This window comes from Paenibacillus sp. J22R3 (assembly GCF_056269305.1).
On record NZ_JBWDNS010000002.1, the window covers coordinates 647,704 to 660,144 of the forward strand.

General features: G+C 47.3%; 11 protein-coding genes. 5 read left to right on the forward strand and 6 right to left on the reverse strand.

All coding sequences use genetic code 11. The annotated features are described in order from the left end of the window. Nucleotides 1-56 precede the first annotated feature (56 nt). Nucleotides 57-1,838: an ATP-binding protein gene (locus tag AC0YN4_RS11055; RefSeq protein WP_475781523.1), complete on the forward strand. Its 1,782-nt coding sequence runs from the start codon at nucleotides 57-59 to the stop codon at nucleotides 1,836-1,838. After that, nucleotides 1,828-4,626 carry a bifunctional diguanylate cyclase/phosphodiesterase gene (locus AC0YN4_RS11060; protein ID WP_475835810.1) on the forward strand — a complete coding sequence of 933 codons (2,799 nt, stop codon included), beginning with the start codon at nucleotides 1,828-1,830 and terminating at the stop codon, nucleotides 4,624-4,626. Before AC0YN4_RS11055 ends, AC0YN4_RS11060 begins: the two co-directional genes overlap by 11 nt. 95 nt (nucleotides 4,627-4,721) lie before the next feature. On the opposite strand, the gene AC0YN4_RS11065 is transcribed toward AC0YN4_RS11060, so the two are convergent. From AC0YN4_RS11065 to AC0YN4_RS11085, 5 genes are all read right to left on the reverse strand, one after another. Further along, nucleotides 4,722-4,874, reverse strand: coding sequence for a DUF6254 family protein (locus AC0YN4_RS11065; protein ID WP_177186578.1), 153 nt, complete (start codon nucleotides 4,872-4,874; stop codon nucleotides 4,722-4,724). A gap of 86 nt (nucleotides 4,875-4,960) precedes the next feature. Beyond that, complete coding sequence (cydS, locus tag AC0YN4_RS11070; RefSeq protein ID WP_475781525.1) at nucleotides 4,961-5,062, reverse strand: cytochrome bd oxidase small subunit CydS family protein; 102 nt, start codon at nucleotides 5,060-5,062, stop codon at nucleotides 4,961-4,963. Between the two features lie 25 nt (nucleotides 5,063-5,087). Beyond that, nucleotides 5,088-6,113 (reverse strand): cytochrome d ubiquinol oxidase subunit II, encoded by a 1,026-nt coding sequence (locus AC0YN4_RS11075; protein ID WP_475781526.1) that lies wholly within the window; start codon nucleotides 6,111-6,113, stop codon nucleotides 5,088-5,090. Then, nucleotides 6,110-7,465: a cytochrome ubiquinol oxidase subunit I gene (locus AC0YN4_RS11080; RefSeq protein WP_475781527.1), complete on the reverse strand. Its 1,356-nt coding sequence runs from the start codon at nucleotides 7,463-7,465 to the stop codon at nucleotides 6,110-6,112. The genes AC0YN4_RS11075 and AC0YN4_RS11080 overlap by 4 nt, the downstream gene beginning before the upstream one ends. Nucleotides 7,466-7,510: 45 nt before the next feature. Further along, nucleotides 7,511-7,657, reverse strand: a complete 147-nt coding sequence (locus tag AC0YN4_RS11085; RefSeq protein WP_475835811.1) for a hypothetical protein — start codon at nucleotides 7,655-7,657, stop codon at nucleotides 7,511-7,513. A gap of 189 nt (nucleotides 7,658-7,846) precedes the next feature. Between AC0YN4_RS11085 and AC0YN4_RS11090 the strand changes: the two genes are divergently transcribed. Then, entirely contained in the window at nucleotides 7,847-8,407 is a 561-nt protein-coding gene (locus AC0YN4_RS11090; protein ID WP_475835812.1) for an NADPH-dependent FMN reductase, read from the forward strand. Nucleotides 8,408-8,594: 187 nt separating this feature from the next. On the opposite strand, the gene AC0YN4_RS11095 is transcribed toward AC0YN4_RS11090, so the two are convergent. Next, complete coding sequence (locus AC0YN4_RS11095; protein WP_475835813.1) at nucleotides 8,595-9,749, reverse strand: MFS transporter; 1,155 nt, start codon at nucleotides 9,747-9,749, stop codon at nucleotides 8,595-8,597. 900 nt (nucleotides 9,750-10,649) lie between these two features. Here AC0YN4_RS11095 and AC0YN4_RS11100 point away from each other — a divergent pair. Both AC0YN4_RS11100 and AC0YN4_RS11105 read left to right on the forward strand, forming a co-directional pair. Further along, nucleotides 10,650-11,753: an oxidoreductase gene (locus AC0YN4_RS11100; RefSeq protein ID WP_475781531.1), complete on the forward strand. Its 1,104-nt coding sequence runs from the start codon at nucleotides 10,650-10,652 to the stop codon at nucleotides 11,751-11,753. Nucleotides 11,754-12,081: 328 nt separating this feature from the next. Then, a complete protein-coding gene (locus tag AC0YN4_RS11105; protein ID WP_475835814.1) occupies nucleotides 12,082-12,270 on the forward strand; it encodes a hypothetical protein in 189 nt (62 codons plus the stop codon). The last annotated feature ends 171 nt before the right edge of the window (nucleotides 12,271-12,441 follow it).

Sequence of the window (12,441 nt, forward strand, 5' to 3'; positions counted from 1 at the left end):
TTTTATTGCCATTTTGCATCCTGCATGCTAAGTCAATGATCCGGAGGAAGGTTAGCATGGCACCCATCGCACTCGTCGCCATTTCATTCGTACTCGTATTCAGCTCTTCCTTAATTCTCTTTCATCTTTACGGGCGCATGAATGCAGCCAGGTACACGACTTTCTTTTGGCTTATGAGTGCTGCTTTTGTTTTTAGTATCGGGGTTTGGTCCATGCACTTTGTGGCCTTGCTGGCGTATCCGTTCCCGGTTAAGGTGATGTATCATTTCGGTTATGTGTTTCTCTCGATGGGTGTTTTAATCGTCTTGTCGGCGTTAGCGCTTCTCTTGTTCGAACGTGCTTCAGGGCGAAATCGGACAAGCTTGCTCGTTCTAGGCAGCCTGGTACAGACGTGTGGCATCGTAGGGATGCACTACATCGGGATGAGAGCCATCAAAGCCCATGCGACGCTTCATTATCAGTCATCCACAGGTTTTATTTCAATCGTCGTTCTGGCTCTCGTGCTTGGTTTCATCTTCACAAGACAGCGATTCCAACTCCATCGGCAAAGCCGGTTGCGGCAGTTCATCCACGCTCTATCGCTATCCGTCGCTATTGAATTTCTGCATTACAGCAATATGCCCATGATGCATGGCATTACAACGCTGCATGCAGGTGAATCTGTGGCTTTATCGCAAAATCAGTTCTTTCTCGCCATTAGCATAAGTTTGATCGTTTCCGTCATCTGCATGTATTCGATCGTCATTATGATGATTGACAGCCGCTTAAAGCAAAGTGAAGAACGACTTAAACGGATGAATGAAGCCTATTCGCATATTTTAGATTCTGTGGCTGAGGGGATCTACCGTTTGGACGAGCGTGGCAAGGTTATCTTCTGGAATCAAGCCGCTGTGAACTTAACCGGGTTTGAGGCGAACGAAGTACTCGGGCGTAAGGTTGGGCTTCGGGCTATTAAGCCTGCGGGTGAGGAATGGGACCCTATCGAGAAGGTTCATCGCACCGGCAACGCTGAATATGTGGCGGATGACTTGTTTCGCCGGAAGAATGGTTCGACGTTCCCGGTGGAATATCATATTACGCCTATGCAAGGTAAAGGTGAAGGTGAACAAGCCGGTGTTGTTATAAACTTCACGGATCTGACGCAGCGCAAAGAGCAAGAGTCGTTCATTGTGGAGTCGGAGAAGCTGTCGATGGCAGGCCAGCTGGCTGCAGGTATCGCACATGAGATTCGAAACCCGCTTACGGCGATTAAAGGATTTATGAAGCTGTTTCAGAACGGGATGACCAAAATGGAGTATGTCACCATTATTACGTCTGAGATTGTTCGCATGGAAGGCATCATCAACGAGCTGCTCCTGCTTGCGAAGCCGCAAATCAGCCGGTTTCAAGCGACTAATCTATGTGAGCTGCTAGCCGCTGTCTATACGCTGCTGGAATCACAGGCTAATCTAAACAATGTGGATATCAAGCTGCATTTCTCGGAGCCGGAGCTGCATGTCTATTGCGATGAAAGCCAGATCAAACAAGTATTTATCAATCTCATCAAGAACGCAATCGAAGCAACGGAGGGCGGCGGCGAAATTCGGGTTGCCGTAGAACGGGTCGGCAACCAGTTGATAACCTCGATTGCAGACACTGGCTGCGGTATTCCGGGGGAAGTGCTTGAGCAGGTGGGAAGACCCTTTTATACGACGAAGGAGCAGGGAACTGGACTTGGACTTATGATCAGCAACAAAATCATTTCCAGTCATGGCGGGACAATTTCTATTGCCAGCAAGATGGGAGAGGGCACGACGTTTCAAGTAACACTCCCTGGGGGGTATCGAAATGGTGCATAATCATATCGAAGGAAGCTACAACTGGTTCTTGGTATGTCTGTCGTTTATTATTGCGCTGTTCGCTTCCTATACGGCATTGAATATAGCCAGACGCGTGCTGTTGTCTGAGGGCTGGAAGAAGAGAGGATGGCTGCTGGGCGGAGCAGTCGTTATGGGTGTTGGGATTTGGTCGATGCATTTCATCGCGATGCTCGCTTTTCATTTGCCAAGCGGAGTGACCTATGATTTTGTAACCGTTCTCGTATCGATTGGTGTTTCTATTGTCGGCGCTTTTATCGGTTTCGGTATTGCCAGCCATTCCGGTCGCGGTACGCTGAGACTGATTGTGGGTGGTACCATTATGGGGCTTGCAATCACCGGCATGCATTACATTGGCATGTATGCCTTGACGGGAATTACGGTTACTTATAGCCCCTATATCTTCACACTTTCGATACTTATTGCCGTGCTGGCATCGATTGTTGCCTTACTTTTCTCCTTCCGCAGAAATAATCATTATTGGCTGAGCGGCTTCATCATGGGTATCGCTGTCACAGGTATGCATTATACGGGCATGTCAGCGGCTCGAATGTCGATGCCGGTCAATATGCTAAGTCGTACGGCCGATGCGCAGGCAATGGATTTTATCGAAATGGCGATCTATGTAGCCTTTGGCACAATCGTGATTATGGCTGTCAGCTTGATCAGCTCGATGAATGTCGATAAGAAGCTGTCCGAGCAATTGTCGCTTAAAGGCTCGATACTGGAGTCGGTGATCGACTGCCTAATCATGTTTGATCATAAAGGAGCCATATTTGAATTTAATCCGGCAGCGGAGAACCTCTTCGGTTATTCGCGAAGCGAGGTCATCGGCAAATCGATTGAAGAGGTGCTGATGCCTGGGCTGCCTCGAGATATGACGTCGAAGAACGGAATGCTGTGCAGCGGTGATATAACGGTGCTTGGCAAACGGATAGAGACGATGCTCCCGCGAGGGTATCAAAGCGAATTTCCGGCAGAAATTATCGTCACCCGTATCCGCAGAGAGAAATTCCCCGTTTTCACGATGTATTTGCGAGACTTAACGGAGCGCCGAATTGTAGAAGAAGCGCTGCGTGAGAGTGAGGAGCGCTATCGGAAGCTGATCGATTTCTCGCCGGAGCCCATTCTCGTTCATGATCAAGGCGCCATCTCCTTCGTGAACGAAGCGGCGCTGCGTATATTCGGTGCCGAGGAGGATGGCTTGATCGGGAGAGGTTTCCTGGAGCTGGTTCATCCTGAAAGCCTGGCATCGGCTGCGCAGTGGCTGGAGCGTGTGCAGAACGGATCGGCCAATGGAGATTCCATTGAGCTGAAGATGCATAAGCTGAATGGGACGATGATCGATATTGAAGCGAAGTCGATTCTGGTTCATTTTGCCGGACAAGCCTTGATTCAAACGATCGCATGGGATATTACGGTTAAGAAAAGTTACGAGAATACGATCAGGCAGCTGGCTTATTACGATATGCTGACCGGGCTGCCGAACCGAAATTGGTTCAACCTCTCTTATCCCGAGTTGCTGATAAGCGTGAGCGCCAGAGGGCAGCAGGCGGCGCTTATGTTTCTGGATCTGGATCGGTTCAAGCTGATTAACGACACGATGGGGCATTTGATGGGAGACCGGCTGCTGCAGCATTTTGCAGCTGTGCTCAGTGAGACGATTGGTGACAATCGCAAGGTTGCGCGCTTAAGCGGGGATGAGTTTGTGGCGATCATTCAGGATTGTAACCGCTCGGAGCTGGAGCTCATGGCGGAAACCTTAATAAGACGAGTGGCCGAGCCGATCCAGGTGGATGGTCAGGATATTTTCATTACATCCAGTATTGGCATTGCGATTTATCCGGAGGATGGCGAGACGCTGGAAATGCTGCTGCAGAATGCGGATACGGCGATGTATGCGGCGAAGGAGAAAGGAAAGAATCAATTCCAGTTCTTCGAATGGTCGATGAACCATTGTCAGGCAAGGCGGATGAACATCGAGAAGGCGCTGCCGGCCGCGATTGAAGAGCAGGCCTTCCATCTCGTTTATCAACCGATATTCAATGCGCAGCAAGGTCATTTAATCGGTGTAGAAACGTTGGCCCGCTTAGAGCATCCGGTGCTGGGAACGGTTTCGCCGTGCGAGTTCATTCCGGTTGCCGAGAGCACCGGTCACATTATCGTGCTTGGCGAATGGATTCTGCACATGGCCTGCAGGCAAATGAAAGACTGGCATGATGCAGGCCTCCCTCGGATTCCGGTGGCTGTTAATTTCTCCGTCATTCAGTTTAATCAAGATCAAGTCGTGGATATGATTGTTCGTGTGCTGGAGCAAACCGGCCTTGATGCCAGCTATTTGGTTGTGGAAATTACCGAAAGTATGGCCATGCAGCATAATGTGACGATCGTCAGCAAACTCCATGCATTGAAGCAGCTAGGGGTTTCGATTTCGATTGATGACTTTGGAACGGGCTATTCGTCCTTATGTTATCTGAAACGGTTTCCAATCGATACGCTCAAGATTGACAAGTCCTTCGTACAGGATATTTCCGGTGCAGGGGAGGATACCGCGATTGTGGAAGCGATCATTGCCATGGCGCGCAGCTTGAAGCTGCAGGTATTGGCCGAAGGGGTAGAAACGGAGCAGCAATCCGAGCGCCTCTGCGAGCTGGGTTGTACGGATATGCAAGGCTACTGGCATAGCAGACCGTTGTCGATCCAGCAGTTCGAGCAAACGTTTATGAGCGCGGCATATCTGGCAAGGGCAGAAGCGGCGGCTGCGAGATAATTGATGTACGGCTTGGCGCTGAAAAATCATCGCGAGCGACTGCTGCAAAGAGAAGCCTCCATCACGATCCGTGATGGAGGCTTCTTAATTGCGGACTAGTCGCCGTTATTGCGGGCGTTCTCATAGCCGGCTACGCCGGAGGTGCCTTCATCAGAAATCTCGGCCAACGATTTGACCTCGCCATGCGGCTTCTGGTTCTGCTTACGGCTCTTCCAAGCGTTCTCTCTGCGGTTCTTCGAAGATGTCATAGTCGGTGAATGCTCCTTCATCAATGAGTGTGATCGCTGGATTGTACTCATCTATCGTGTGCGATTAGGCCGATTCTTATGACAAATTAACGTTTCGGTTTCGGCTTCCGGGCACCCCACAAGAACAGAAATCCTACAGATAATATAACAACTAGAAACGGTGCGACGAAGATCAGAAATTGCTCCATTTCGGTTCAGCCTCCTCCGGTAGGGTTATTTGCCGCGCTTGCCTTGCACATATTTGGTATCGAACAAGAACAACCGCATGAGCAGATACAGCGACGGAACGAGCAGCAGCAGTCCGAGGATGAAGACGGAAATCAGTGCAATAGCCATCGGCTCGCTGGTGAAATTATCGTGAATCGTTAAATAAGGATATAGAATGTACGGCAAGTGAGCAGCGCCATAACCGAAGAACGCGAAGCCGAACTGGAGCATGACGAAGATGAAGGAGAGTCCAAGTCGTTTGCGCGTCCATACATGATAGACCGCGATCAAGAAGCAGGCGAAGGATACCACGAACATCCACGCGTGTTCCGTCATCCGTTGGTAATGCTCCGCGTTATGACCGCGAATAGCGAAGAATACGAGCAGGCTGCTTAGAATCGTAGGCGCACTCCATGCGAGCGCGTATTTGCGCACCACCTCAAAGGCACCGCGATCATTCGCGCGATTAGCGTAATAGCTGAGAAACATAGCCGAGATATAGAGTACACTCACTAGCGCCAGCAGCACTACCGTCCACGAATACGTGCTTTGGAACAGCTTGCTGAACAGGAAGCTGACTTGACCGGAATCGCTTACTTCAATGTAGCCGCCTTCCGAAATCGTCATCACGGTAGACAAGGAAGCGGGAATAAGCAGTCCGCTTGCACCGTAGAGCAGCATGTAGAAGCGGTTGTTTTTGTTCGTGCCGTACGTGTTGAAAGCGTAATACGAGCCTCGAATGGCCAGCAGGATTACAGCGATACTACCCGGAACGAGCAGAGCGGTACCGTAATAGTAAGCCGTGTCCGGGAAGAATCCCACCATGCCAACGAAGAAGAAGACGAGAAAGACGTTCGTCACTTCCCAGACCGGCGAGAGATAACGTTCAATAATATTGTTGATTACGTGGCGTTTGCCCGTAATGGTGCTGTAATAGCTGAAGAAGCCTGCGCCAAAATCAATCGAAGCGACAATCAAGTAACCGAACAGGAAGATCCAGAGGACGGTTATGCCAAGTACTTCGTAGCTCATTGTTCGTCGCCCCCTTTAATGCCTTTAGCCTCGATTTCTTGCTCAGCCGAGTTGCTGCGGAACATGCGGGTTAAGACGGTGACCGATGAGATGGCGAGTACAATGTAAAGCAGTGCGAACACCCACAGCATCGTATCCACATGATCGGATACCGTTGCGCCTTCCGAAGTGCGCATGATGCCGCGAAGAATCCAAGGTTGACGGCCAACCTCCGAGAAAATCCAACCATGTTCAATGGTCAACATCGCTAGCGGAGCCGCTAATATGATGCCGCGGAGTATCCATTTGTTGCTGAATGCGAGCTCGCGCTTGCGCCACAGGAGGAGCATGAATGCCGATGCGATTAAGACCATCATCGCAACGAAGCCCATTTTCAGATCGAACAGGTAATGAATATAAAGCGGCGGATGCTCATCTTCCGGGATGTCATTCAATCCGGTAACTTCCGCATTAGGCACGCCATGGGCGAGAATACTAAGCGCGAACGGGATTTTGAGACCATATTTGACCTCATTGTCTTCGGTTAGAATCCCACCAAGCACAAGCGGTGCTTCGGATGTCGTTTCGAAATGCCACTCCATAGCCGCGAGCTTCTCGGGCTGATATTTAGCTAGATATTTGCCAGATAAGTCGCCGATGATGGCACTGGAAATTAAGAAGATGAAGGCGGAAACCATCGTTAACTTGAGCGCTTTCTTATAGTACACATGATTGCGGCCTTTAAGCAGGGACCAAGCCGATATCGCAGCAAGGACGAATGCGCAGGTTAGATAAGCTGTGACGAGCACATGCGAGACTTTGGTCGGCATCGCCGGGCTCAGCATCGCGCCGAAAGGTGATATTTCTGTGATTTTGCCGTCTTTCACCGTGATCCCGGCAGGCGCATTCATGAATGCGTTGACGACTGTAATGAAGAAGGCCGAAGCGGACGAGCCGATAACGACGGGAACGAGCAGCCAGAAGTGTGTCATTCTGCTCTTGAATCGGTCCCAAGTGTAGAGGTAGATACCGAGAAAGATGGCTTCGAAGAAGAAGGCGAACGTCTCCATAAAGAGCGGAAGCGCGATGGACTGACCGGCTACCTTCATGAAGCTTGGCCACAACAGACTGAGCTGCAGACCAATCGCAGTCCCGGTGACAACGCCAACCGCAACCGTAATGACGAAGCCCCGTGCCCATCTGCGAGCCATAAGCAAGTAATGCTCATCATTGCGTTTGATCCCGATCCACTCGGCGAGCGCAATCATAAGCGGCACCCCGACACCAATCGTTGCGAAAATAATATGGAAAGCAAGCGTGAGTCCTGTGAGCATTCGGCTGTACATGACCGGATCGTAACTGCTAAGCAGCATATGTAATCCCTCCAATTGCTTGATGTAGTAATGAATGGATATTAATTATTTAAACACATATCGAGATAGAGAGAGAAGCATAATGACCGCAACGATGATGCAAAGCAGGATAAGGCGTTTCTCTTGTTTGGCTACTCGGTTGCTGTCTTTCGGGTTTTGCTGATGACCGGCCAATAGGATCCCTTCTCTCATGTAGATGTGATGTGGTGGTTACACGATTATTATAGCCGATCTATGTGATTATTTTCACATGAATTGTGACGAGGGTTTGAATTCTGTTGAATGGGATGTTTTCTTTGTGTGCTCTAAGCTCTGAGAATAATTGGGATGAACATCGCGAAACTTATTTTAGAAATGACTAGATAATGGAGGAGCTATTTAATGATTAAAATTGGAATTATTATTGGAAGCACGCGTCCCGGTCGAAACGGAGAGGCAGTAGCTCGCTGGACTTACGATATTGCTAAAAAAAGAAATGACGCTGAGTATGAATTGGTGGATATCGCCGAGTTCAATTTACCTATTTACGATGAGCCGATTCCGCCGGCTATGGGGCAACCCTATTCCAAACAACATACAAAAGCCTGGTCTGAAAAAATAGCTTCTTTTGACGGCTACGTATTTGTAACTCCTGAATACAACCATGCGACATCGGGAGCTCTTAAAAATGCAATCGATTTTCTATTTCAAGAATGGAACAATAAAGCTGCTGGTTTCGTCGGGTACGGCAGTCTTGGGGGATCTCGAGCAGTGGAAAATTTACGGCTTATTATGGGAGAGCTGCAAATAGCAGATGTTCGTGCGCAAGTTGCTATTTCACTTCGTGATGATTTTGAGAATTACAGTGTGTTTAAACCGTCACCGCATCACGTAGCGACGGTGGACAGCATGTTGGATCAGGTGGTTGCTTGGTCGGGAGCCTTACAACCACTAAGAAAATAAGTAAAACTAGCATTGCGGCCGGGAGACGATAGTTTGCTGCGACCAATAAATTCCCAAGGGTCATGAGAGTTCCAGGCTTTTCAGCATGTGCTAAGAAACGGTTCAGGTACCGTGAAAGATAATATTCACTATTTGAAAAGAAAAAGGTCCCGCTGATTCAATTGAAGCAGCGGGACCCTACCCTATTTTATTGAGGCAAACTCAACTTCATATCATAACGTCGGACTCTCCATACGATCATAATCACTCCCAGGGCCAGTAGGATGATACCGCTCCAGGCAATCTGTTCAAGACCCAGATAAGAAATGAATAAACCTCCTACAAAAGTGCCGAGCGTGATGCCTAAATTAGTGAAGGATACAACTAAACCATTGGAAAACTCAGGTGCATCGGTAGCGATGGATGTAATCCATAACTGAGTAAAGTTTAGGCTGATGGTGGTGATAATGCCCCAAAGCAAGACAAGCAAGGCCATAGGAATCGAATATCGGCCAAAGAAGTCAACCATCAAGTAAATAATTCCGAAAACAAAGGGGAAAATTAATGCGGTTCTGATCATGTTTTTACTAAACAAATATCCGGCTACTATATTGCCAAACATACCGCCAACACCATATACGATCAACATCAAACTGATTTGTTTTCCTGACATATGAGTGATTTGACCCAGATATTCAGCAAAGTAGCTGTATACGGAAAATACGCCGGACATAATTAAAGAAGAGGCGATCAAACTAAGCCAAACTTGAGGTCTTCTCAATATGCCAAGTTGTGTTGAATAGGACATTTTCCCATGTACAGGCATAGAAGGAATAAAGGCCGCAATGCCGATCATTGCAAGTGCGTTAATGGCTCCCGAGAACAACAATGCGGATTGAAGTGAAAATACGTCTGCAATAAAAGCGGTAACCGGAATACCAAACACGAGTCCAGCGGTAACCCCCATAAATACTTTACCAACGGCCTTCATACTTTGCTCTTTAGTTACCGAATTGGCTGCGGCAATAAAGGCGACAGAGAAATAAACGGGATGCAGAAAAGCCGGAATAATTCTAGCAATGATTAAAATCGGATAGTTAGGAGCAAAAGCACCAACTACACTGCTTAGAACGAAAATGGATAGTGCTGCAACCATCATTTTCTTATGATTGATGCCCGAAAACAACAACGTCATAAACGGACCAAATAACGCGATGACCAAGGCAAATAGACTGACCAGCAAACCAGCTTGAGAAGCGCTGATTCCGTAAACTTCAGACACTTGAGGTAAAATTCCTACGATGCCAAGCTCGGTATTGATAATTCCAAATATGCCAAAGGTGATCATTAACAATCGGAACATTATAGGTTATCCCCTTTTCTAAATAAATATTATCGAACTTACATCCAAGCCGCGTCCGGCAACAACCATAGTTTAATACGATTTCCGCATAGGCAGCAGTAAGATAGATTACAATGAAATTTACCAGATTCGAACAGTAATTTTGCATGTCGATTCAATAGAAAAGGAGCCGTCCACATATGGAGGGCTCCTGTTTATTGTTGTCTCTTCAATTCGCAACAGTCAGAAATACTATTTGATTCTATTAGATGGATGCTTGTGTTGCACAATGGAGTCGTGGATCGTTTTAGCCCAATCTACACGAGGTGCATCCGCGCTGTTTAAATCATAAATGTGCAGATGATTGATAGGATTGCTCGTCGTAGTCAACCCACCCTGCCCTTCCATGGCTGCAAATGAGGTTTCATTCTTATCACTATTGTCGCAAATCAAGATATTCGAGTCGTTTTCTATAGGAACAATTCTCCTTCGGTTACAGACTTCTAAAGTAATCTACATTACTGAGGAATCATTCATTCAGGGTTATGATTATTTCATCCTTTTGGAGGTTCCAAAGGAGCTGCAGCTGCAGCCGAAAAAGTATCAACGTGAACCGCAAAGTAAATTTATAGCGCGGTTAAAGATATGATTCGAACAACCCTAGAGGAGGAGTCAACAAGTCCAATTGAATATTCGATTCAAAGCCAAACCGGGGAAAAAGATGACCTGGATCAGCCGGATCACTTGGTCATTATGAAACATGGCAAGGCACGCGAGATAGCTGGCTTGCGGTATAAATCCTTGAACTAAGGAACAGATTATTTATATTCCACTGGAGAAAACATTGTCGCGCCGTAGACCTTAGAGACTTAGTGATTTTTTGGTAAAAATAACTTTTTGACATAAAAGGAGATACTTTTCATGACAACACCTAAAAAACTTCTTTCCACATATAATCTGGGAAATCTTACCTTGAAAAATCGAGTAGTACTTGCCCCGATGACTCGCGTTTCTGCCGAAAAGAATGGTAATGCAACAGATAGAATGGCGCGATATTATGAAAGCTTTGCTGCCGGTGGATTTGGTCTTGTGATTACCGAAGGAACATACCCAGATGAAGAATACAGTCAAGGATATAGTCATCAACCAGGAATCGCAAATGTTGAGCATGTCGGAGCATGGAAACAAGTAACTGAAGCTGTTCATTCTAAGGGTAGTAAAATTATCATGCAAATTGCCCATGCTGGTGCTCTCGCTATGAGTAATATTTATAAAAATGGGACAGTGGCTCCTTCGGCCGTGAAGCCATTAGGTGAGCAATCACCAGCATTTGGAGGGGAAGGCGATTATTTAACGCCGAAGGAACTTACACGTGAAGAAATCAAAGCCATCATAGCGGAATTTGCGGAAGCAGCTTTAAGAGCCGAGCAAGCAGGGTTCGACGGGGTAGAGATTCACGCGGCAGCCGGGTATTTATTGGACGAATTTTTGACGGATTTCACGAATCTGCGTCAAGATGAATATGGCGGATCAACTGAGAACCGTGTACGTTTCGTAACCGAAATTATTAGAGCCGTTAAGGAAAAAGTCGGTCAACGTTTTGTTGTCGGCGTTCGAATTTCGCAGGCTAAAGCCAATTACTTTGTGCACAAGTGGGCAAACGGTGAAGAAGACGCCCGAATCATTTTCGAAGCCATTGGCGCAGAAAAGCCCGATTATATCCACATCACTGAATATAATGCCCATGCACCGGCATTCGGGGATAGCGGTTCAACGCTAGCTGAATTAGCGAAAAAATATGGAAAAACGACCGTTATCGCTAATGGGCAACTGGATCAGCCAGAGGATGCCGAAAGGGCGCTTGAGGCAGGTTCGGATTTAATTTCACTAGGAAAAGCCGCATTAGCTAATCATGACTGGGTGGTCAAAGCAGAGAAAGGTCTTCCGTTGGAAACATCTTTAGAAAATATTTTGGGTCCTACACCTAATCTAAAAGATGAAGAATTGTATGTGCATGCGAAGTAAAGTTTATTGAAGAACTATAACGAGACTAATATGAGGATTTGTACAAAATAGATTTCGTGAAAACTAAATAAAGGATAAAGTAACCCGGCGGTCATCACTGTCCAAGTGATGACCGCCGGGTTACCCATGCCAATAGGTCGTGTGCTGCCTTTTATTAACTATATTGTAACTGTAACGGTTTCAGTTACGACTCAATATGCTCCTGGCGCTCGTGTAATCAAAGCTTTCAACACGGTTCCGATGCAATGGATTCATCTTCAGCAAGAAGATTCATTGTTTTCCTATCCCTGTAGTCAAGGAGGATGAGATATGGCACGGGGCTACGATCATGACTTGGCAAGAAGATACGACGGCAGATGAGCGGATGCAAGACTTGAAAGCCGCCATCGAGGTGGGGAGCAATTCGAAGCCCATGTTCTCAAGCTATAAGGAATTCGATCTATCCGAAATCAAGCATGCCGTGGAAGCTGTTGCTGCGCCTGGGAAAAAAGGCAACGTCGTTTTGAAATTTGAATAGCTGCTCTTGCGGCGCTGATGCACCTCCATGGTGCATCAGCGCCGTTTTTTAACATGCAAGAAGCGCCACTGATGGCTCATAGATTCGACAAACGGATATGGCAGCGAATAATCCCCCTCGAAAAGCTTGTGACCCGCAGCTGTTGTTCGAGACTGTAATCGTGGTTCCATC

Bases quoted from the DNA above. Each gene is read 5' to 3' on its own strand.
- AC0YN4_RS11055 (WP_475781523.1), top strand. From the start codon at position 57: ATGGCACCCATCGCACTCGTCGCCATTTCATTCGTACTCGTATTCAGC.
- AC0YN4_RS11060 (WP_475835810.1), top strand. From the start codon at position 1,828: ATGGTGCATAATCATATCGAAGGAAGCTACAACTGGTTCTTGGTATGT.
- AC0YN4_RS11065 (WP_177186578.1), bottom strand. From the start codon at position 4,874: ATGACATCTTCGAAGAACCGCAGAGAGAACGCTTGGAAGAGCCGTAAG.
- cydS (WP_475781525.1), bottom strand. From the start codon at position 5,062: ATGGAGCAATTTCTGATCTTCGTCGCACCGTTTCTAGTTGTTATATTA.
- AC0YN4_RS11075 (WP_475781526.1), bottom strand. From the start codon at position 6,113: ATGAGCTACGAAGTACTTGGCATAACCGTCCTCTGGATCTTCCTGTTC.
- AC0YN4_RS11080 (WP_475781527.1), bottom strand. From the start codon at position 7,465: ATGCTGCTTAGCAGTTACGATCCGGTCATGTACAGCCGAATGCTCACA.
- AC0YN4_RS11085 (WP_475835811.1), bottom strand. From the start codon at position 7,657: ATGAGAGAAGGGATCCTATTGGCCGGTCATCAGCAAAACCCGAAAGAC.
- AC0YN4_RS11090 (WP_475835812.1), top strand. From the start codon at position 7,847: ATGATTAAAATTGGAATTATTATTGGAAGCACGCGTCCCGGTCGAAAC.
- AC0YN4_RS11095 (WP_475835813.1), bottom strand. From the start codon at position 9,749: ATGTTCCGATTGTTAATGATCACCTTTGGCATATTTGGAATTATCAAT.
- AC0YN4_RS11100 (WP_475781531.1), top strand. From the start codon at position 10,650: ATGACAACACCTAAAAAACTTCTTTCCACATATAATCTGGGAAATCTT.
- AC0YN4_RS11105 (WP_475835814.1), top strand. From the start codon at position 12,082: ATGACTTGGCAAGAAGATACGACGGCAGATGAGCGGATGCAAGACTTG.